This window comes from Serratia microhaemolytica, from assembly GCF_004011885.1.
Lineage (GTDB): Bacteria > Pseudomonadota > Gammaproteobacteria > Enterobacterales > Enterobacteriaceae > Serratia_G > Serratia_G microhaemolytica.
In genome coordinates, this window is sequence record NZ_SBEF01000026.1 from 14,690 (window position 1) to 34,735 (window position 20,046).

Here is a 20,046-nt window from a genome sequence, read left to right on the forward strand (position 1 = left end):
TTTCACCGTCGGCTCCGTCAGTAAGTGGGATGAATGCATTATTAAAAAATGATATAACGCACCGCTGCTGGTTGTCATGCGGTTAATCAAAGCAAGCTTAACCCAAATAGGCTGAAGCAAAATTTTTGCTGGAAAAGCGCTGTGTGGGCATATGATTGGAGCGATGTGCCTGCGGTAACCTGCAGTGCCGAGACGATTTGATCTATTGCCTTCAAACTGCAAGCGCACCTTAATGAGCAACGATGCCCTAATGACCGCAGATCAGACTAATACAGGTGCTAAACACCCAAGCGAGCGGTTAATAACAGCAGAGGATCAGTGATGATGCGGTTTATGTCCGATATGGGAAAACAGGTTAAACAGGCTACCTAATAGGTAGATTGAACCGAGGATCACTGCCATCACAACCGGCACCATCACCACGGCAAATAACAGACTGCTCAATAGTTCTAACATGTTGACCTCATTGACTGGAATTAAAAACAATAATATTGATTAATGTCTACCGGCATCATCGGCAGCGATTAGCATCAGCACTCAGGCTGAACCGCGCTGAAAATGTACTGTAAACCCTCGATGGTTGCAACCTTGCTGCTGGTAGTGGCTAACATCGGAAAATTATCGCTATGATTAACAGATAATAATTTTCACCTTGGCAAAACTGTTGGCATCACCCGGTACCCGGGTAAAACCGAGCAACATTGATTGATTAGCGAATGGAGCGACAATGACATCACTGCAAATTTCACAGGGGCAATTTCGTTTAAGCGATACACGCCAACTTTCACTGCCACAACTGACAATCCGCAGTGGTGAAAGTTGGGCGTTTGTTGGTGCCAATGGCAGTGGGAAATCAGCGCTAGCACGAGCACTGTCAGGAGAGTTGCCGTTGCTAACCGGACAGCGAGTTAGCGATTTTCAGCGGATTGTCACCCTCTCACTGGAGCAGTTGCAACAACTGGTCAGTGAGGAGTGGCAGCGTAACAACACCGATCTGCTCAGTGCGGATGAAGAGGACATCGGCCGTACTACGGCGGAGATCATCCAACAGCAGTGGCAGGATCAAGCGCGCTGTGCGCAACTGGCGGCCCAATTTGGCATCAGTGCACTGCTCAATCGGCGTTTTAAGTATCTCTCTACTGGCGAGACACGTAAGGCACTGCTCTGCCAGGCGCTGATGTCACAACCTGATTTATTGATTTTGGATGAACCGTTTGACGGACTGGATAGCGATTCACGCAGCCAACTAACTGGCCTATTGGCCACACAAGTTCAGCAAGGATGCACACTGCTCCTGATCCTCAATCGCTTTGATCAGATCCCCAATTTTGTGACACAGATCGGTGTGTTGGCAGATGGTGTACTGGTCAGCCAAGGGGAGCGACAGTGGGTGATGCAGCAGGCATTGATTGCACAACTCGCCCACTATGAACAACAGCGTGAGCTGAAACTGCCAGCGGCGGATGTCGTCACGGCACAACCCCAGTTACAGGCACAACAGCCATTAATCCGTTTGCGTGACGGAGTGGTCAGTTATGGTGAACGACCGATCATCAACCGACTGAACTGGCAAGTGAATCACGGTGAGCACTGGCAAATCATCGGGCCAAATGGTGCTGGCAAATCGACGTTATTGAGTTTAATTACCGGTGATCACCCACAAGGTTACAGTAATGATCTGACACTGTTTGGTCGGCGTCGTGGTAGCGGCGAAACTATTTGGCAAATCAAACGCCATATTGGCTACGTGAGTAGCAGCTTACATTTAGACTACCGCATCGCAACCAATGTCCGTAGTGTGATCCTCTCCGGTTTTTTCGATTCGATTGGCATTTATCAGGCAATATCAGATCGCCAGCAGCAGCTTACCAACCAGTGGTTGCAGCTATTACAGTTGCCGGGTGATGCCGCATTGCATAGCCTCTCTTGGGGGCAACAAAGGTTGGCGTTAATTGCCCGAGCGCTGGTGAAGCACCCAGCACTGCTGATCCTGGATGAGCCACTCCAGGGGTTGGATGGTTTAAACCGCCAGTTAGTGTTACGAGTGATTGATCTACTGATGGCTCAGGGAAACAGTCAACTCCTCTTTGTCTCCCACCACGTAGAAGATGCGCCACAATGTATCACCCACCGCTTGCTGTTTGTACCAACAGAGCAGGGCTATTGCTATCAGCAACAGACTGTCAGCAGCGTAGCGAACTGAAGCTCACCACATAGCATAGTGCAGCACTTGGCTGATAGTGTTATCCACTGTTGTGCTGGCAGCACCTGCCGGTTTTGCTGATATTTATCAATGCGGTTGTTTAAGAAAAAAATGTAAAAAAATCACCGCCAGCCATTGAAAACTTTGATTACCAGATATAATATCTGAATACACTTTTTTAATTAAATAATAAACAGGTATTTAGTGTTTTTTTTGGTGTTACTTTTGCTTTCTGTTACTGGGGATGGCGGTATTGTCTGCGCTATATCGTGATCGGCTTGCTAATTATTTTCCTAAAATTGGCCGATGACACTCTCAAGTTGCTCAGCATGTTCAGCGACACCAATCAAAATGGGTGTAGTCGCATTAGCTAACTAACCTAAGCTCAATGTTTTTGCTTTGGCTAAACATTGGCTATGAGTCGCACCCATGTTACCTCATAACAGCTCTGATATATCCACTAATGCCTGGGTAGCCTGCGGCTGCGCCAGTCAGCGATGGTGTAATCAGGGCTGAATAAAAATCAGTGATTAAATAACCAAAAAAGTAAACAAGGAGTAAGCAATGAAAAAATTATTGGCCGCGCTGGTGGTCTCTGCAACACTGGGTTTGGCTGCAACTGCACACGCCGAGCAGCATACCGTCTCTCTAGGGTATGCTTCCGGTAAAATAGAGAAGCTTCATGATATCAGCGGTGCAAATCTAAAGTACCGTTATGAGTGGGATTCGCCAATCAGTATCGTAGGCAGTTTCAGTTATATGAGTGGTAGCTCAATTCAGAGAACGGAAGCGGAGGCACTTTATGAGAAACTGCTCGGAGAGGCTAATTTGAAGACTAAATATCTCTCTCTGGCTGCTGGTCCTGCCTACCGGTTTAATGAATATGTAAGTATTTACAGCCTGGTTGGATTCAGTAACAGTAAAGTTTCTTATGACACAAGTTTCTATATTCAAAATAATGGTGTTAATGAATTAACTGATACTACGAAAGGTGATTTTAATAACACCACAGTTATGTATGGTGTTGGCGTGCAGATTAACCCGATGCCAAATGTTGCGGTTGATATTGGCTATGAAGGCTCTAGACTGAAAGATGGTTTCAAATCATACGCAATCAACAGCTTTAACATCGGTGTTGGTTACCGTTTCTAATCAAACTATTTGAGCCTGACCTGAGTTAGGATGAAATAGCTCGATGCTGATGAGTGGTGATGGATCACTCTGTTCATTCCTTCCCGCTTCGATTAGGGGAAGGAATTTTAGTTGCATAGCAAGTCAACATTGGAAAATGCTCTCTCATTATGCTAACGCCGCTACTATTACCCGCGTAGAATAAACCATCTCCACGCGGGTTTTATTGAGCATGTCTGTTGCTCGAAGGGTATTGGTGGCTATTTTGTAAGCGGATACGCTGCTGTCATTCGAACAGCGAACCTAGCTGCTCAAAGATTTTCACATCGCCATTGTGGCGTTTCACCGTCAGTACATCCTCCAGTTTTTCCACTTGGCTGATCATCTGTACCAAGCGCTGATCATTAGCAACCAGTAGCCAGATCCGGCTTTGGCTGCTATCACGCTTCAGTGGCATACACAAAATACCTTCAACGTTAAACGCACGGCGAGCAAACAGGCCACAGACATGTGTCATCACGCCAGGGTGGTTACGTACCGCCAGTTCGAGGATAACTTGTCGATTTGTTGTCTCTGATGTCATGACTTATTCTCCAATCATGTCGATGTTGGCGGCACCAGGCGGCACCATCGGGTAGACTTTTTCGTTGATGTCGATCAGCACATGGATCAGGCAAGGGCCAGGGCGATTGATCGCCTGTTGTAACGCCGCTTGTGGATCGCTGGCAGCATTGAGATCGCAGATATCCAGGCCGAATCCGGCAGCAATTTTCAGGAAATCTGTCTGTCTTGGATAGGCAGCAGCAAAAATATGCTGTTGATAGAACAATGTTTGCTGCTGGTGAACGAGCCCCAATGCCTGGTTGTTCATCACCACGATTTTGACATCCAAATTATGTTCTGCCGCAGTGGCCATTTCCTGAATATTCATCATTAGGCTGCCATCGCCTGAGAAGCAGATCACTTTGCGCTGCGGCTCTGCCAGCGCCGCGCCAATTGCAGCCGGTAGGCCAAATCCCATGGTCCCCAATCCACCAGAGGTTAACCATTGGCGTGGTCGGCTCAATGGGTAGGCTTGTGCTACCCACATTTGATGTTGACCAACGTCGGTGGTGATAATGGCACTATCATCAACACAACGTGCGACTGCCTTCACTAGGCCGTAGTGGCTTAAAGGGTCATCCAGGTTGGGCATACAGACTGGGAACTGCTGCTGTAATTGAGCCACAACTTCCAGCCATTCGGTGCGTGGTTGTGCTTCAATCAATGGTAACAGTTGCTGCATTACCCGCTCAACATCGCTGTGAATGGCAATATCTGGCTGTTTGATTTTGCCCAGTTCAGCACGATCAATATCAACATGGATGATTTTGGCATTGGGGCAGAACTGTTCTGTTTTGCCAATGGCGCGATCATCAAAGCGTGCTCCCAGGACGATCAGCAAATCTGCTTCCTGCAGAATAAAGTTGGTACTGCGTGCAGCATGCATTCCTAGCATACCCAATGACAACCGATGTTCTACTGGCATAGCACCCAGCGCCATCAGTGTCATGGTGGTAGGCAGGTTGGCTTGTTCTGCCATTGTTAAGGCAGATTGTGCTGCTTGCGAACTGATGATGCCACCGCCGAGGTAGAGGATCGGACGTTTGGCCTGGTTAATCAGTGTGGCGGCCTGTGCCACGAGGTTGCTGTCAAAGGCAGGAGCGGCATCGGGCTGTGCCATAGGTGGCAACTGATCCCATTCAATTTCAGCCGTTTGAATATCTTTAGGAATATCTATCCACACCGGGCCGGGACGACCAGATTCAGCAATACGGAATGCATCGCAAATCACTTGTGGCAGTTCACGGATATCGCGAACCAGGTGGTTATATTTGGTGATGGGGATAGAGATACCGTAAGTATCTACTTCCTGAAAGGCATCCGTACCGATCAGTGAGGAGGCCACTTGCCCGGTAATGCAGACCAGTGGGATAGAGTCGAGTTTGGCATCGGCAATCGCGGTAACCAAGTTGGTTGCACCAGGCCCACTGGAGGCGATACAGACTGCTGCTTTGCCACTGGCGCGCGCCATACCTTGTGCGATAAAACCGGCACCTTGCTCGTGGCGTGCCAGAATATGGTGGATGATCTGACTTTGACTTAGTGCATCATACAGTGGCAGCGCTGCGCCACCGGGAATGCCTGCAATAGTAGTAATGCCTTGACGCTCGAGCAGATGAACAACCAACTGTGCGCCAGTAAAACGTTGCCCTTTTTGAGGGGTACCCGAAATTGCCATTTACCTATCCTTTTCTCAAGGCCGGTTTGCATTTAGGGCAGGATCAAAGCAGAAAACCCCGCCCGGTTTGCGCCGGCGGGGTTTGGGAATCGATGCGTTGACTCAGACCCTACGGCGCACTGCCGACGACCACCACCACACGCACCACGACCACAGTAGCGGGCGGTGTGCTAATAAGTAGAGATGAAGTCAGTGCAGATGCAAACACAGGGAACCTTGTCATAGTGAATAAAACAGTGTGTGTCATAAAAGCATAGCTGAGAAATTCGCACAACAGGTTTATGCATACAAAATTAAAAACGTGACATTCATCACAGTTCAGCTAGCACCCCCAATACCTGGGCTTCGGGAGTGCTGCCTTCTAACAGTGCCTCAGTTGAGCCATCGTAATAGATGCGACCATTGACCACCAGCAGCGTGCGAGGTGCGATGCGCGCGGCATCTTCAAGGCTGTGTGAAACCATCAATAAAGTCAGTTGCCGTTGATGACATACCGTGCGCACCAGTTGCAGCATTTCACGCCGTAGTGCTGGATCGAGCGCCGAAAATGGCTCATCCAGTAGCAAGATCGGCTGCTGACGTAGCAGGCAGCGGGCTAATGCTACTCGTTGTCGCTGACCACCGGAAAGTTGCGTGGGTAAACGTTGCAGGTGTTCATCCAGACCAACCTGACAGGCAATCTGCATTAATTGCTGCTGCTGTGCGCTATTAAGGCGTAAACCAGGATCTAGCCCCAAGCCGATATTCTGCCGTACTGTGAGGTGAGAAAACAGGTTATTTTCCTGAAATAACATAGAAACAGGACGTTTTGCCGGCGCTGTTTCGGTGTGGTTAATGTTATTAAGCCAGAGTTGGCCACTGGCAACGGGTAAAAAACCGGCAATCAGATTGAGCAGTGTGCTTTTACCCGCACCACTGGGGCCAAGTATTGCGACCTGCTCCCCTGGTTCGATACGCAGATGAAAACGCATTGGCTGGTGTTGATAAAGGTAAGTCAGGTTTTCAAGCGTCAGCATGGCGGTTTGGTAAACGTTCAATTAATGTAAATAGCAGGAAGCACAATAACAGCATTAACAGTGCGGTTACCGCACCATCATTGCTGCGATAGGCGGCGATTTGTTGGTAAAGGTAGAACGGCAGAGTCAAGAATTGTTCGCTGCCAAACAGCGCAACGACACCAAAATCTCCTAGTGATAGTAGGCAGGCAAAAGCAAATGCTTGTGACAGTGGCTGTTTTAGTGCTGCTAACTCTACCCACCATAAGCGCCGCCAACCAGTGATGCCCAATGACTGGCATAATCGATTGTGTCGTTCAGCCAAATCGCGCATTGGGTTATCCAATATTTTCAATGCATAGGGTATTGCCATCAGTGCATTAATCAAAACAACCGGTAGATAGGGTGACTGTGGTATACCGATGGTGTTGTTCAGCAATAAAAAGCAGCCGGTTGCCAGCACAATGCCCGGCATTGCTAAGATGATCATGCCAGTTAACTCAAGTGAATAGCCCCAGTTTACGTGTTGGCGTAGTTTTAGTTCACGGCTACTCCAGAGTAGCATCATGGTTAACATCACGCATAACGTGCCAGCCAGCAAAGCAATATGTAGCGAAGTACTGAGCGCCTGCCAAAGTGCCGGCTGCTGTAGCACACTGAGCATTGCCTGATTGGTGCCATCAAGCAGCACCGCAAACAGCGGCGGCAGTACCAGCAGCATTGCAGCAACAATCAATGCGCTATCGCAAATGCGTTGCCATAGGTTATCGGCTGGATCCTGCCAGTGCTGCTCATTGCTCGATCCGCTGGGCAATTGATGGTTAAAGCGCTGACTCAAGATCATTAACCCCAGGCAGCAAATGAGCTGGAGTAGGGCTAATAGTGCCGCTTGTTCGAGGTTGTACTCATAACTGAGTGCTTGATAAATCGCCAGTTCAATGGTGGTTGCTTGTGGCCCCCCTCCAAGCACTAACACGGTAGCAAAGCTGGCAAAGCAGAGCATGAAGATCAAGCTGATGCAGGAGGGAAGTTGGCGACGTAATGCCGGCCATTCAACCCAGCGAAACTGCTGATAGCGGCTCATGCCGAGTTGTGCTGCCAGTTTTCGCTGTTCAGCCGGAATAGTCTCTAATGCTTGCAGTAGCAGTCGGCTGGCCAGTGGCAGGTTGAAGAAGGCGTGTGCCAGCAGAATACCGTCCAAGCCGTAGGGTGAAAAGGTGTAGCTGAAACCGAGCCAGTCAAACAGTGTGGCTAACCAGCCCTGCTTGCCATAAACGGTTAAAATACCAAACAGCGCGACCAGCACGGGTAGGATCAGTGTCATTGAGCAGAGGCGCAATAGTAACTGGCGACCAGGGAAACGTCGCCGATAGAGTGCGCCAGCCAGCCCGATAGCCGGAACGACGGAGACTAAAACCGAGAGTGTTGCCTGCAGAAAGGTAAAGCGTACCACGTACCAGAGGTAACTATCCTGCCAGAGGCTATCATCGTGCTGCTGGGGGGCGTGCAGCCAGAGCACGCCGAATGTCATCAGCGCAATCGATAGCAGTAGGCCGGCAGCGATCAATCCCGGCCATAACCAAACTGGAATTAGTGACTGACAGCGTTTTGCCATGCACGTGTCCAATCACTGCGTTTCTGGGCTACGTCCTTTGCGCTGAACTGTAGTGCCACTTTTGGTATGGCAATTTGTTTAAATTCAGCAGGTAGTGCGTTCTCAAGCACCGGGTACATCCAGTTACCATGCGCAATATGATCCTGAAATGCTGGGGAAATCATAAACTGCATAAATTGTTCGGCCAGCTCTGGGTGTTTGCTGTTTTTTAACTTGCCAGCAATTTCGATCTGTAGGTAGTGACCTTCACTAAAATTGGCGGCCGCGTAGCTGTTATCACCCTCTTCGATCTGGTGATAGGCTGGCGAGGTGGTGTAGCTGAGCACCATGTCACTCTCACCTTTTAAAAATAGTCCATAAGCTTCGCTCCAGCCTTTGGGTACCGTGATGGTTTTTTTCGCCAGTTTTTTCCATTGTTCACCGGCTTGATCGCCGTACAGCTTTTGCATCCAGAGTAGCAGACCCAGGCCAACGGTGCTGGTGCGTGGATCTTGATAGATAATCGTCCAGTTGCGATCGCTGTTGATCAACTCTTGTAGGCTGCGAGGGGGATCTGTCAGTCGATTTTTATTGTAGATAAAGGCAAAGTAGCCGTAATCATAAGGAATGAAGGTACTATCTTGCCAGCCACCCGGCAGTGTCAATTGACGGGTATCAACTCGGCTCTCGGCAAACAATCCCGTCTTACGTGCTGCTTGTAGCAGGTTATTATCCAGCCCCAACACGATATCAGCACTGCTCTTTTGGCCTTCTAGTCGCAGACGGTTAAGTAGTGAGACACCATCTTCCAGTGCGACAAATTTCACTGTGCAGTCACAGTTCGCTTCAAATGCTGCCTTCACTTTGGGACCTGGCCCCCAACTGGCAGCAAATGAATCGTAGGTGTAAATAGTGAGTTGTGGTTTTGCTAGTACTGGAAATGTAGTGAGTAATAACAGACTTAGCAGATATTTGTTCAACACTTTGCACTCCTGAGAAATAAGGGGCAAAGGTATCTGAGGGCGCGCAAGGATCTCTTTGTGCGCCATACTCAAATCCCTCCGCCGGTATTGACCGGATCAGGTTCGACGGGTGTCCTCTCAGCAGGAAAAGTGAGTACTGTCGGTTGTTCTAGCAGACAGTAAACTCAGGCTGTTTCCCGCACCCCGTTGAGTCGGCGTCATTGTAAGGATTAACGCGTAATAGTCAAAGCCTGATTGTCAGCGCTTGTTGCAACAGCCAGGCTCAATATTTAGCGCAGTGTTGAGTGTCGCCAAGCAAGCAACCACCACGCCTTCAGCATGACTTAGTGAGCGGGTGGAGAGTTGCTGGCTGGAGTTATTGAATGCTATTGACTGCGAGCCGGTTGGGGATTCAACTCCAGATCAAGCAGTTCATCAATGGTTTGTCGACGGCGGATCAGCCGTGCTTCACCGGCATCGATCAGCACTTCAGGTAACAGAGGCCTGCTGTTGTAGTTAGATGACATTGAAGAACCATAAGCACCAGTATCATGAAACAGCAGATAATCCCCAACAGCGGCTTCGGGTAACAAGCGGGTTTCGACGCCACCGCCCGCCTGTTGGGTGAAAACATCGCCCGATTCACACAATGGCCCGGCTACGACACTCTCCTTCTGAGGACGCGTACTACAGTCATCACCGTTGGCGGCTAACAGAGACATATGGTGATAGCTACCATACATTGCTGGACGCATTAAATCGTTAAAGCCAGCATCTACCAGCACAAAGTGGCGGCTGCCCATTTGTTTAACGGCACGTACTTGGCTCAGCAGCACACCCGATTCAGCGACCAGAAAACGTCCTGGTTCAATCTCTAGTTTTACCGGATGGCCCAAATGTGCGGCGATCTGCTGCCGGGCGCGGTGCCACAAGCCATAATAGTGTTCGGTATCAATCGCCTCTTCTCCCTGTTGATAAGGAATAGAGAGGCCACCACCGGCAGAAATGGCACTGATATCATGCCCGAGTGCGATCACCTGCTGCACCATAGCGTCGCAGACGCGCGCCAGATGCTGATAATCAACCCCAGAACCAATATGCATATGCACACCGACCAGCTTTAACTGGTACTGAGCAATTTTCTCCATCGCTTGTTGCAGTTCGCTGTGCCAGATACCATGTTTGCTGTTTTCACCGCCGGTGTTGGTTTTCTGGCTGTGGCCGTGGCCAAAGCCAGGGTTGATGCGTAACCAGACTGGGTGACCACGAGACACCTGACCAAGTTGCTCCAGCATATCGATCGAACCGGTATTCACCGGAATTTTCAATTCAGCGACACGCGCTAGTGTGGCGTGATCGAGCACATCGGCAGTAAAGACGATGTCATCGCCATCGGTTTGAAAGCCTGCTTTTAAGGCACGTTCAATCTCGCCCAGTGACACTGAATCCACTTTCACACCTTGTTCACGCATCAGACGCAGAATATGGATATTGGAACAGGCTTTTTGGGCGAAGCGGATCACATCAAACTGGCGTAGCTGGCGGATGCGCTGGCGGATCATCTCAGCATCGAATACCCAGAGAGGAGTGCCGAAACGTGCAGGTAGAGTCAGTAGTTGCGTGGCGTTGAGCGGATTTGCGCTATCGTTAATCGGGCGTGGCATTGGCGGTTTCCATCCAAAAATAGGTTGTCACAGTTAGCGGTAGTCAATGGCAAGCAGGCAGTGAGTGAGCAAACCATCCTTGGCGTTAAGACCAACACTGAGGCAGCAAGGGGATGGGATTTACCCCTTGGCTTCAATCTGTCATGGTGTGTAATTCACAACAATGTTTAGCTTACAACAGATTATTCAAATTAACCGGCTAGTTACATGACGAATTTTATATAACGAGCATCAGGAGGCTAAACGATTAGTGGCGCTTGCCATCATCATCGTGATCAATAAACCCAGGCTCATCTTCGTCGTCATCATATTCATCGTCACCATCCGGATCTTGATAATAAGTGCCCCAACCGTCGTAGTTCACTTGGTACTTATCAGCCAGTGCCATGATCTGCTCGACCTGTTGATCGATAAGTTCAGCATCCAGTGCGACTTGACCAATTACATCGCAGCAGGTTAACAGCGAATGCTCTCCCGTGTCGTCATCCACTTCTAGTTCTTCAGCATCACTGACCTCGTAGCCGAGTTTAAACGCTTCGACAGCAAGTTGTTCCAGTACATCAAACTCTTTGGCGGATAAGTGGTGTTCAATGGTATAAAGCGCATCCGGGTCACTACCATCTTCGAGTAACTCTTCAATAATCCGGCGTGTCTCTTCACGTTGTTCTTCCAACAGTTCGCGGCTTGCCATTTCTCTGTTCTCCGTAAAATTAGCCTAAGTGCACTCATTTTCACATAGCGGCGACGGCGCGGCTATGCTAAACAGAAAAGATTTTTTGCTGGGGTTGAAAATGAATATTAATACATATAATTTGAATCGATATTCAATCCAGCTTAAGAGAGAAGTATCTGATGAACCCATTCTACAATCGCCACCTTTTACGTTTGATGGATTTTACCCCAAGTGAGATCAATGCATTGTTACAGTTGGCTGCAGATTTAAAGCAGGCCAAAAAGCAGCGCCAGGAGAAGCAGTATCTGGTGGGGAAAAATATTGCGCTGATCTTTGAGAAAGATTCGACACGCACCCGTTGTGCGTTTGAGGTGGCAGCCTTCGATCAAGGCGCACATGTTACCTATCTTGGGCCGAGTGGCAGTCAGATTGGGCATAAAGAGTCAATGAAAGATACCGCACGGGTTCTTGGGCGAATGTATGACGCAATCCAATATCGCGGTTTTGGCCAACAGCAGGTAGAGATATTGGCCGCACACGCGGGTGTGCCGGTTTGGAATGGCCTGACCAATGAGTTTCATCCGACGCAGCTATTGGCTGATCTGCTAACATTGCGAGAGTATCTGCCTGATCAAGCAATCAATACCATCAAATTGGCCTATGTTGGTGATGCACGAAATAACATGGGCAACAGTTTATTGGAAGCGGCTGCATTGGTTGGCTTGGATCTGCGCTTGGTGGCGCCGAAGGCGTGTTGGCCAGAAGAGCAGTTAGTCGCACAGTGTCAGGCTATTGCCAAACAGCAGGGTGGCAAAATTACGCTCACTGAGCAGATTGCGGAAGGGGTGTTGGGCGTTGATTTTATCTATACCGATGTTTGGGTTTCGATGGGCGAGGCGAAGGAGACTTGGCAGCAGCGTATCGATCTACTGCGTCCTTATCAGGTCAATATGGCGATGTTGCAGTTAACCGGGAATCCAAACGTGAAGTTTTTACACTGTTTGCCAGCCTTCCATGATGACAATACCACGCTCGGTAAACAGATGGCGGATCTGTATGGTTTGCATGGTGGCATGGAAGTGACAGATGAAGTGTTTGAATCAGAACACAGCGTGGTCTTTACTCAGGCGGAAAATCGTTTGCATACCATTAAAGCGGTGATGGTTGCCAGCTTGAGTGAAACGGTGTCGCTATAGATCGAGGATCTCTTTCACAAACGGTATGGTCAGCTTGCGTTGTGCGGTAATAGAGGCACGATCAAGCTGATCAAGGGCATGAAATAGCGAACGCATTTCACGATCGAGCCGACGAAACAGGAAGGTGCCGACATCTTCCGGTAGCTCAAAACCACGCAATTTGGCGCGCAACTGCATTGCCTGTAGTTTATCGTCATCAGAGAGCGGATGTAGTTTATAAATCTGTCCCCAGTCGAGACGGGAAGCCAGATCGGGCAGTGTCAGTGCCAACTGGCGTGGTGGACGATCACCAGTAATCAGCAGTGAAGTGTGGTTGTGCTCAAGAATGCGGTTGTAGAGGTTGAACATCGCCACTTCCCACTCATGGTCACCAGCAATGCACTCAATATTATCAATGCAGACCAGCGCGAGCTGCTCCATTCCCTCTAACACGTCAGGCACGAAATAGGCACGCTTATCGAGCGGCACATAACCGACCGCTTGGTTGCGTTGCGAAAGCGCGGCACAAGCAGCATGAAGTAGATGGCTGCGTCCTCCCCCTTCCCGTGACCAGAAATAGAGATAGCTGGCCTGTGGCTGCTCAATCGCAGTTTGTAGAGCAGCGAGCAGTGAGGCGTTCTCTCCTGGATAGAAATTGGCGAACGTCTCATCATCGGGAAGATAGAGTGGCAGTGAAAGCTGTACCGATGTATTCAGAAAAACACCTCAACCAAAAGCGGGCAGAAAACAGCAGCAGTCTATCACAAAAAGTGACAACTGTTGAAATCACGCTTTAACGGCCTGATGCAACTAGCAATAAGTCCCGAAAACTGTACTGGCAAGCCTGAGATGTTGGTTCAACGCAATACACGTGTTCAGCCTTTGGCAAGGTAAAGCTACAGCAGACACACATTGAGCTTTGGCCCGAAAAAACGCATTGATTCGGTTTTTTGTCTGGATGGTGGCGTTCAATATTCTGCTGCACCATCAGGGGACTGCTGGCGGATCTGTGATCTGTTCTGCCTGTGTTTTCTGCTCGTTACTCTGGATCAGCCGTAACGCTAGGTAAAGATCCGGCACGATAATCAAATCACGATTGCTGTCGTTGTCGCTCTGGAACCAGCGCGTCAGTTCACTGCGGCGCCCAGCCAACACTAGCCTGATATTTCGCATCTTTAAATCACGTTGCAACTCATCAATGCTGGCGAGTACGCTGATATCCGGGTGGGTAAAACTGGCAACTGCGTCAATTACGACCCAACGTGGCGTTGCTGGCAGACTGTCAACCAGATTGGTGATCCGGCGTTTGAAGTAGACCACGTTGAAATAGGTCAGTGGTGAGTTAAAACGGTACATTAGCACCCCTTCGACTGCTTTAATGCCGTTGTTATTACCCATTGAATGGATCATCCCTTCGTCGTTTACCCCCAACAGTTGTTCAGTTGGGCGGAACACTGTCTGCAAAAACTGCAACAGCGCTAGCAACACCGCCAAGCCAATACCGGGGATAATGCCGATCAATACCACGCTTAAGAAGGTAAACAGGGCCAGATTAAAAGCTGAACGGTTACGCTTGCGTAGTCGGAATATGCCACGCAGGTCGAGCAGTGACCAAGAGGCGTAAATCAGCACCACACCCAATACTGCAACTGGGATAAATTGCAGCGGTTGGCTGAACAGAAACAGCACCGAGGCGATGGTGAGTGCGGCAATCACTGATACCAGTTGACTTTTACCCCCGTTGGCATCGTTGATTGCGGTGCGTGAGCTGGCTCCACTGATCGCGAAACCTTGTGACAGAGCCGAGACGATATTGATGATCCCCAGTGCGCGAAATTCACGATTGGCGTCGACCTCATAGCCATTTCTTGCTGCAAAGCTGCGTGCTGTCAGCATCATGCTGACGAAGCTGACTACTGCGAGGTTAAGGGCAGGGAGTACCAGATCACGCAGTAATCCAGGTTTAAATGCGGGCCAGGCAACCAGCGGTAATCCACTGCCGGTATAAGCAGAAACAGTTTCAATGCCAAAACGCGTTAGACCGGCTGACCAAGTTAACCCAGTGGTGATCACCAGTGCAAATAGTGGTGCTGGCCACTCAGGGCGCAGATAACGCAGCCCGAACAGGATCAGTAAGGTAAACAGTGACAGCAGTAGTGTAGGCCAGTGGCTATTGAGCAAGCTGATTGGAAGCGAATAAATACGTTCAATTAACTCATCTGAAGGTGAAGTGAAACCAAATACTTTGCTGATTTGATTAACAATAATGGTTAAGGCTACGCCATTTAGCAAACCGTTTAAGATCGGGCGTGAAAGCAGATCAGCAATAGCACCGAGATTAAAATGGCTGGCAATCAGGCACCAGGTTCCCATCATTAGTGTCATAACAATAGTAAGTTGCCAGTGCAACTCGCTATTACCAGCGGCAAGTGGTGTCACCACGGCCGCAATCACTGCACAAGTGGCGGCATCCGGCCCAACAATCAACTGGCGTGATGAGCCAAAGATGGCGTAGGCCAGCATCGGTAAAATACAGGAGTAGAGTCCGACAATCGCACTTACACCAGCCAACTCGGCATAAGCAATCGCGATAGGTAGTGCAACGGCGGCAACAGACAAGCCGGCACGCAGATCCGGCTTGAACCAACTACGTTGATAAGCCAATAAGTTCATTAGCCCAGGAGCGATGTTGTGTCGTTTTTTCCGCTGCATACCCTCTCCATTTCAATTGGTTATCGCTAGCTTTGCTTGTCAATACTGACGCACTGTCAACCTCTGTGGTTGTTGAACGGTGTTGCTGCGTAATAACCAGGGAATGTTAGTGCATGTGCTGTATGACAGGTTGAACAACCCCCACAACTGTAGACCACTTTGCTGATCGCTGTGCCGTTTTAATAGAGTGATGGTGCGCCGGGTGGGCGCGTCTTAAAACGGCGATGCAGCCACATGTACTGTTCTGGGGCACGCATGATCTCACGTTCGATAACTTTGTTCATGTACGCCGCAGCAGCCAATTCATTATCCAGCGGATAGTCCTCGAGTGCCGCACCGATCAGCAGATCATACCCATCACCTTGCTGACGACGAATAAGCACTACTGGCAACAGAGCAGGTTGTGCCATACGTGCTAATACAAAGGTGCCGTTGGTGGTTGCAGCTTGCTCTACGGCAAACAGTGGTGCAAACACGCTGCCTCGTGGGCCATAATCTTGATCAGGGGCAAACCAGACTGCTTCCCCCCCCTTTAGTGCCTGCACCATTGCACGTAGCTCTTTACGATCAAGCATCGCTTTGTTGGAGCGCATACGCCCTTTAGTTTGTGCCCACTCCATTGCCTTGTTGTTGTGCGGTCGGTACATCGCCATCATCGGTTGACATAACCCCATCGCACGGCCGCCTAGCTCCAGCGACATAAAATGGACACCAATCACTAGCACTCCGCGCCCTCCCTGCTGTGCGGCTTGCAGGTTATCCAGCCCAGAAACAGTAAACCAGCGTTTTACCCGTCGATCTGACCAGAACCAAGCGATACCGGTTTCGATTAATCCCATCCCTAGCGCAGCGAAGTTATCCGTCACCAGACGTTCACGCTGTTGTCGATCCATCTCAGGAAAACAGAGCTCAAGGTTACGACGCGTGATCTCAACCCGGTGCGCTAAAAAGCGCATTGAGAAGCGCCCGAGCCAAGTGCCCAATTTGTGCAGCAGTGGATAAGGCAGTTGTACTAACAGGAACAGAGCAGCCAGACCAAACCAGGTTGGCCAGTAACGCGGATGCAGTAACGCAGCATGAAAATTAGGAGGACGCTTCATATCAACTCATTCGGCAGTGTCGGCTAATCAGCAGGTCAGGTGGAGTTTACCGCGCCAAGGCTACCTGCCTATTGCAGTGACTGATTGGCGATCAATACACTAATTGCGATTAAAAATAAAATATTATGCTAGCTAACTCAAATAAAGTAGCAGATTACGACAGGAATTCAGCCTATATTGGCGATTGTATCACACAAAATCAGTGTCGAAAGCGGCACAGCAGTGAAAGCGGTGCTGTGCCGAGGCGGATAACCGCCATGCAATCCTCAGCGCGACATGACAAAACCTACCGCATCGTAGACTTTCGCCAGTGTTTGCTGGGCACGAGCACGCGCTTTGTTGGCACCGTCCTGCATCACCTGTTGCAGCAACGCTTCATCGCTGCGCACTTGTTGATAACGCTGTTGCAGGGAGCTCAGCATGTCGGCAACCGCTTCTGCCACAGCCCCTTTCAGATGCCCATACATCTGGCCAGAAAATTCGCTCTCGAGTTGGCTGATGCTTTTACCACTCACGCCGGAAAGGATGTCCAGTAAGTTTGATACTCCGGGCTTGTTGCTGACATCATAGCGGATCACTGGTGGATCTTCTGAGTCAGTCACCGCACGTTTGATCTTCTGATGAACTGATTTGGGATCTTCCAGCAGACCAATAACGTTATTACGGTTGTCATCTGATTTGGACATCTTTTTAGTCGGGTCTTGCAATGACATTACCCGTGCGCCCGCTTTGGGAATGAACGGCTCTGGTACCCTGAATATCTCACCATATAACGCATTGAAGCGTTGAGCGATATCACGGCTAAGTTCCAGATGCTGTTTCTGATCTTCGCCGACAGGCACTTGCTGGGTTTGGTAGAGCAAAATATCGGCCGCCATCAGTACCGGGTAGCTGAACAGGCCTGCGTTGATATTTTCGGCATAGCGCGAGGATTTATCTTTGAACTGCGTCATGCGGCTCAGTTCACCAAAGTAGGTGTAACAGTTGAGCAGCCAGCTTAGTTGACAGTGTTCCGGAACCTGTGATTGGACAAAAATGGTGCTTTTTTCTGGATCAATACCGCAGGCCAGATAGAGTGCCAGGGTATCCAGCGTCGCTTTACGCAACTGCTGGGCATCTTGGCGCACGGTGATCGCATGCAAATCAACGATGCAGTAGATGCAGTCGTAGTCGTCTTGCATCTGCACCCATTGACGCAATGCTCCCATGTAGTTGCCTATGGTCAGTTCTCCAGAGGGCTGAGCACCACTAAATACGATGGGTTTATTCATGATTAAATTTCCTGATCGTCGCAACATGAAGGGTCAACAAGGGACAATAAATCGGCAAAGTTGGTTAATACGTAGTCAGGATGGCTTAGCGCTATCGATTCGCCGTAGTTGTAGCCATAAGTCAATCCGACACTGGGGCAGCCTGCCGCTTGCGCTGCCAGAATATCATTACGAGAGTCACCAACAAACAGCAACTGATTGGTGTGTAAGCCGAGTTTACCACAGACCAGATAGAGCGGTGCAGGATGGGGTTTCTTCTCAACCACATCATCGCCACCAATAATCGGCGAGAATAGGTTATCGATACCGAGCGAGGCCAGCAGCGGCGCGATAAATGGCGTCGGCTTATTGGTCACCAGTGCGAGCGGATATCCGCGTTGGGCCAGTTCAGTCAGGCTCTCTTTGACGCCAGGAAACAGGTTGCTACCGCCCTGCACCGTTTCGCGGTAAAAGTGATCAAACCGTTGGCGAACCAGCAGGCAGTTGGCCGCACTGATATCGCCGCCAGCCCACTCTAGCGCACGCTGTACCAGCAGATCAGCACCGTTGCCGATCCAACAGGCGACCTGCGTTTTACCCGCAGCAGCCAGGCCGCTTTCACGCAAGGCCAAATCGATGGCCGCTGCTAATCCTGGCACACTGTCGACCAGCGTACCATCAAGATCAAACGCCAATGCACGGATAGCACGCAAATCAGCCATGCTGCACCTGCAGCAGTTGACTGCGCATTTGTTCGATCACTTGGCGGTAATCGGGTTGACCAAAAATGGCGGAACCAGCAACAAACATATCTGCACCGGCAGCGGCGATCTCAGCAATATTATCGACTTTTACCCCACCATCCACTTCCAGACGAATGTCATAACCACTCTGGTCGATCAACTGGCGTGCCTGGCGTAGTTTATCGAGAGTGGCAGGAATGAATGATTGACCACCAAAACCAGGGTTGACTGACATCAGCAGGATCAGATCAACTTTGTCCAGCACGTAGTCGAGATAGCTCAATGGCGTTGCCGGGTTAAAAACCAACCCTGCTTTACAGCCATGCTGTTTAATCAGTTGCAGGGTACGATCGACATGTTCTGACGCTTCAGGATGAAATGAGATGTAGCTGGCTCCTGCGCTGGCAAAATCGGGAATGATCCGATCGACCGGTTTTACCATCAAGTGAACATCGATCGGCGCGTTAATGCCGTAGTTGCGCAGAGCCTGACAAACCATCGGGCCGATGGTTAAATTGGGTACGTAGTGGTTATCCATGACATCAAAATGAACCACATCAGCCCCAGCAGCCAACACGTTGGCGGTATCTTCACCCAAGCGGGCAAAATCAGCCGAAAGGATCGATGGGGCGATCAAAAACTGTTTCATCTGCTTCTCCAAGCATTAGGATTTAGACTGAGTAACTTATCTATATAAGGCAAGAAGTTCACCCACTTTACTGCGTGCAGAGATATTACTGCTGATCGTGCGTGTTGCCTGCACAGCATACAGTTCAGCATGTTGATACCATCCGCGTGTCAATTCGGTATCGTGATTGGAGATTAATACCGGCACCTGCTGTTGTGTGGCCAGTTGAAGAGCCAGTTCAGCCAATGCCTGCTGATCATCCAAGTTAAAGTTACTGGTGTGATAGGCAGTAAAATTTGCCGTTGCAGAGAGCGGCGCATAGGGCGGATCACAATAGATAACTGCTCCAGTGGTTACCTGGAGCATAGTTTTGCGATAGTGTTCACAGATAAAAGTGGCACGGTGCGATCTTTCGGCAAAGTAGTACAACTCATCTTCTGGAAAGTAGGGTCGCTGATAGCGCCCAAACGGTACGTTAAACTCGCCACGTGAGTTATAGCGACATAGCCCGTTGTAACAGTGTCGGTTAAGGTATAAAAACAGCTGCGCACGCCGATAGTTGTTATTGCAATCGTTAAACTCGTCGCGCAGCAGGTAAAACTGTTCCGGCGTGTTGAACTCCTGCGTGAACAGGATCCGAACATCACGTACAAAACTGTTAGTGCGTTGTTTGACGATGTTATACAGATTGATCAAGTCAGAATTAATATCAGCAAGAATATAGTGTTCATACTCCGTGTTCAGAAACACTGAGCCTGCGCCGACAAAAGGTTCTAGCAAGTAGTCTCCCTCTGGCAGATGGCGGCGAATATCATCCACTAGCGGATATTTGCCACCAGCCCATTTGAGAAAAGATCGGTTTTTTTTCATGCCGTCAATTAGCTAGTTATACCATTGAGAGCGGCGGATTGTACTCTATGTTGCAGCACACCAGC

19 protein-coding genes and 1 riboswitch are annotated in these 20,046 nt (G+C 49.6%); of the genes, 3 read left to right on the forward strand and 16 right to left on the reverse strand.

Features of this window, described 5'->3' with window-relative positions:
* Positions 1 to 315 precede the first annotated feature (315 nt).
* Positions 316 to 456, reverse strand: coding sequence for an AcrZ family multidrug efflux pump-associated protein (locus EOJ37_RS09730; RefSeq protein WP_127959728.1), 141 nt, complete (start codon positions 454 to 456; stop codon positions 316 to 318).
* 271 nt (positions 457 to 727) lie between these two features.
* Here EOJ37_RS09730 and modF point away from each other — a divergent pair, with 271 nt between their 5' ends.
* Positions 728 to 2,203 (forward strand): molybdate ABC transporter ATP-binding protein ModF, encoded by a 1,476-nt coding sequence (gene modF / locus EOJ37_RS09735; RefSeq protein WP_127959729.1) that lies wholly within the window; start codon positions 728 to 730, stop codon positions 2,201 to 2,203.
* Between the two features lie 564 nt (positions 2,204 to 2,767).
* On the forward strand, positions 2,768 to 3,355 hold the full coding sequence (locus tag EOJ37_RS09740) for an Ail/Lom family outer membrane beta-barrel protein (protein WP_127959730.1): 588 nt from the start codon (positions 2,768 to 2,770) through the stop codon (positions 3,353 to 3,355).
* Between the two features lie 265 nt (positions 3,356 to 3,620).
* Here EOJ37_RS09740 and ilvN read toward each other — a convergent pair whose 3' ends face one another.
* From ilvN to rraB, 8 genes are all read right to left on the reverse strand, one after another.
* A complete protein-coding gene (gene ilvN, locus EOJ37_RS09745) occupies positions 3,621 to 3,917 on the reverse strand; it encodes an acetolactate synthase small subunit (RefSeq protein WP_127959731.1) in 297 nt (98 codons plus the stop codon).
* Positions 3,918 to 3,920: 3 nt separating this feature from the next.
* Positions 3,921 to 5,615: an acetolactate synthase large subunit gene (gene ilvB / locus EOJ37_RS09750; RefSeq protein ID WP_127959732.1), complete on the reverse strand. Its 1,695-nt coding sequence runs from the start codon at positions 5,613 to 5,615 to the stop codon at positions 3,921 to 3,923.
* A 109-nt stretch (positions 5,616 to 5,724) separates the two neighbouring features.
* Entirely contained in the window at positions 5,725 to 5,823 is a 99-nt protein-coding gene (ivbL, locus tag EOJ37_RS09755; RefSeq protein ID WP_240651693.1) for an ilvB operon leader peptide IvbL, read from the reverse strand.
* A gap of 103 nt (positions 5,824 to 5,926) precedes the next feature.
* On the reverse strand, positions 5,927 to 6,631 hold the full coding sequence (gene thiQ, locus EOJ37_RS09760; protein ID WP_127959734.1) for a thiamine ABC transporter ATP-binding protein ThiQ: 705 nt from the start codon (positions 6,629 to 6,631) through the stop codon (positions 5,927 to 5,929).
* A complete protein-coding gene (gene thiP, locus EOJ37_RS09765) occupies positions 6,618 to 8,225 on the reverse strand; it encodes a thiamine/thiamine pyrophosphate ABC transporter permease ThiP (protein WP_127959735.1) in 1,608 nt (535 codons plus the stop codon). The genes thiQ and thiP overlap by 14 nt, the downstream gene beginning before the upstream one ends.
* Positions 8,201 to 9,187, reverse strand: coding sequence for a thiamine ABC transporter substrate binding subunit (gene thiB / locus EOJ37_RS09770; RefSeq protein ID WP_127959736.1), 987 nt, complete (start codon positions 9,185 to 9,187; stop codon positions 8,201 to 8,203). Before thiB ends, thiP begins: the two co-directional genes overlap by 25 nt.
* A gap of 55 nt (positions 9,188 to 9,242) precedes the next feature.
* Positions 9,243 to 9,383, reverse strand: a riboswitch (TPP riboswitch).
* A 169-nt stretch (positions 9,384 to 9,552) separates the two neighbouring features.
* The gene (lysA, locus tag EOJ37_RS09775; RefSeq protein WP_127959737.1) at positions 9,553 to 10,830 is read right to left on the reverse strand and encodes a diaminopimelate decarboxylase; all 1,278 of its coding nucleotides are present in this window, start codon (positions 10,828 to 10,830) and stop codon (positions 9,553 to 9,555) included.
* 247 nt (positions 10,831 to 11,077) lie between these two features.
* Positions 11,078 to 11,521, reverse strand: a complete 444-nt coding sequence (gene rraB, locus EOJ37_RS09780) for a ribonuclease E inhibitor RraB (RefSeq protein WP_127959738.1) — start codon at positions 11,519 to 11,521, stop codon at positions 11,078 to 11,080.
* A gap of 161 nt (positions 11,522 to 11,682) precedes the next feature.
* On the opposite strand from rraB, the gene argF reads away from it, so the two are divergent.
* Positions 11,683 to 12,699: an ornithine carbamoyltransferase gene (argF, locus tag EOJ37_RS09785; protein WP_127959739.1), complete on the forward strand. Its 1,017-nt coding sequence runs from the start codon at positions 11,683 to 11,685 to the stop codon at positions 12,697 to 12,699.
* On the opposite strand, the gene hda is transcribed toward argF, so the two are convergent.
* The 7 genes from hda to dam all read right to left on the reverse strand — a co-directional run bounded on the left by hda (position 12,694) and on the right by dam (position 19,981).
* Complete coding sequence (gene hda / locus EOJ37_RS09790; protein WP_127959740.1) at positions 12,694 to 13,395, reverse strand: DnaA inactivator Hda; 702 nt, start codon at positions 13,393 to 13,395, stop codon at positions 12,694 to 12,696. The genes argF and hda overlap by 6 nt on opposite strands.
* 270 nt (positions 13,396 to 13,665) lie before the next feature.
* Entirely contained in the window at positions 13,666 to 15,390 is a 1,725-nt protein-coding gene (locus EOJ37_RS09795; RefSeq protein ID WP_127959741.1) for a SulP family inorganic anion transporter, read from the reverse strand.
* Between the two features lie 179 nt (positions 15,391 to 15,569).
* Positions 15,570 to 16,490 (reverse strand): kdo(2)-lipid IV(A) palmitoleoyltransferase, encoded by a 921-nt coding sequence (gene lpxP, locus EOJ37_RS09800; protein WP_127959742.1) that lies wholly within the window; start codon positions 16,488 to 16,490, stop codon positions 15,570 to 15,572.
* A gap of 266 nt (positions 16,491 to 16,756) precedes the next feature.
* Complete coding sequence (trpS, locus tag EOJ37_RS09805) at positions 16,757 to 17,761, reverse strand: tryptophan--tRNA ligase (protein ID WP_127959743.1); 1,005 nt, start codon at positions 17,759 to 17,761, stop codon at positions 16,757 to 16,759.
* Positions 17,762 to 17,763: 2 nt separating this feature from the next.
* Positions 17,764 to 18,462, reverse strand: a complete 699-nt coding sequence (locus tag EOJ37_RS09810) for a phosphoglycolate phosphatase (RefSeq protein ID WP_127959744.1) — start codon at positions 18,460 to 18,462, stop codon at positions 17,764 to 17,766.
* Entirely contained in the window at positions 18,455 to 19,132 is a 678-nt protein-coding gene (gene rpe / locus EOJ37_RS09815; protein WP_127959745.1) for a ribulose-phosphate 3-epimerase, read from the reverse strand. Before rpe ends, EOJ37_RS09810 begins: the two co-directional genes overlap by 8 nt.
* Before the next feature lie 36 nt (positions 19,133 to 19,168).
* A complete protein-coding gene (gene dam / locus EOJ37_RS09820) occupies positions 19,169 to 19,981 on the reverse strand; it encodes an adenine-specific DNA-methyltransferase (protein WP_127959746.1) in 813 nt (270 codons plus the stop codon).
* Between the last annotated feature and the right edge of the window lie 65 nt (positions 19,982 to 20,046).

Bases quoted from the DNA above. Each gene is read 5' to 3' on its own strand.
- EOJ37_RS09730 (WP_127959728.1), bottom strand. From the start codon at position 456: ATGTTAGAACTATTGAGCAGTCTGTTATTTGCCGTGGTGATGGTGCCG.
- modF (WP_127959729.1), top strand. From the start codon at position 728: ATGACATCACTGCAAATTTCACAGGGGCAATTTCGTTTAAGCGATACA.
- EOJ37_RS09740 (WP_127959730.1), top strand. From the start codon at position 2,768: ATGAAAAAATTATTGGCCGCGCTGGTGGTCTCTGCAACACTGGGTTTG.
- ilvN (WP_127959731.1), bottom strand. From the start codon at position 3,917: ATGACATCAGAGACAACAAATCGACAAGTTATCCTCGAACTGGCGGTA.
- ilvB (WP_127959732.1), bottom strand. From the start codon at position 5,615: ATGGCAATTTCGGGTACCCCTCAAAAAGGGCAACGTTTTACTGGCGCA.
- thiQ (WP_127959734.1), bottom strand. From the start codon at position 6,631: ATGCTGACGCTTGAAAACCTGACTTACCTTTATCAACACCAGCCAATG.
- thiP (WP_127959735.1), bottom strand. From the start codon at position 8,225: ATGGCAAAACGCTGTCAGTCACTAATTCCAGTTTGGTTATGGCCGGGA.
- lysA (WP_127959737.1), bottom strand. From the start codon at position 10,830: ATGCCACGCCCGATTAACGATAGCGCAAATCCGCTCAACGCCACGCAA.
- rraB (WP_127959738.1), bottom strand. From the start codon at position 11,521: ATGGCAAGCCGCGAACTGTTGGAAGAACAACGTGAAGAGACACGCCGG.
- argF (WP_127959739.1), top strand. From the start codon at position 11,683: ATGAACCCATTCTACAATCGCCACCTTTTACGTTTGATGGATTTTACC.
- EOJ37_RS09795 (WP_127959741.1), bottom strand. From the start codon at position 15,390: ATGCAGCGGAAAAAACGACACAACATCGCTCCTGGGCTAATGAACTTA.
- lpxP (WP_127959742.1), bottom strand. From the start codon at position 16,490: ATGAAGCGTCCTCCTAATTTTCATGCTGCGTTACTGCATCCGCGTTAC.
- trpS (WP_127959743.1), bottom strand. From the start codon at position 17,761: ATGAATAAACCCATCGTATTTAGTGGTGCTCAGCCCTCTGGAGAACTG.
- EOJ37_RS09810 (WP_127959744.1), bottom strand. From the start codon at position 18,462: ATGGCTGATTTGCGTGCTATCCGTGCATTGGCGTTTGATCTTGATGGT.
- rpe (WP_127959745.1), bottom strand. From the start codon at position 19,132: ATGAAACAGTTTTTGATCGCCCCATCGATCCTTTCGGCTGATTTTGCC.
- dam (WP_127959746.1), bottom strand. From the start codon at position 19,981: ATGAAAAAAAACCGATCTTTTCTCAAATGGGCTGGTGGCAAATATCCG.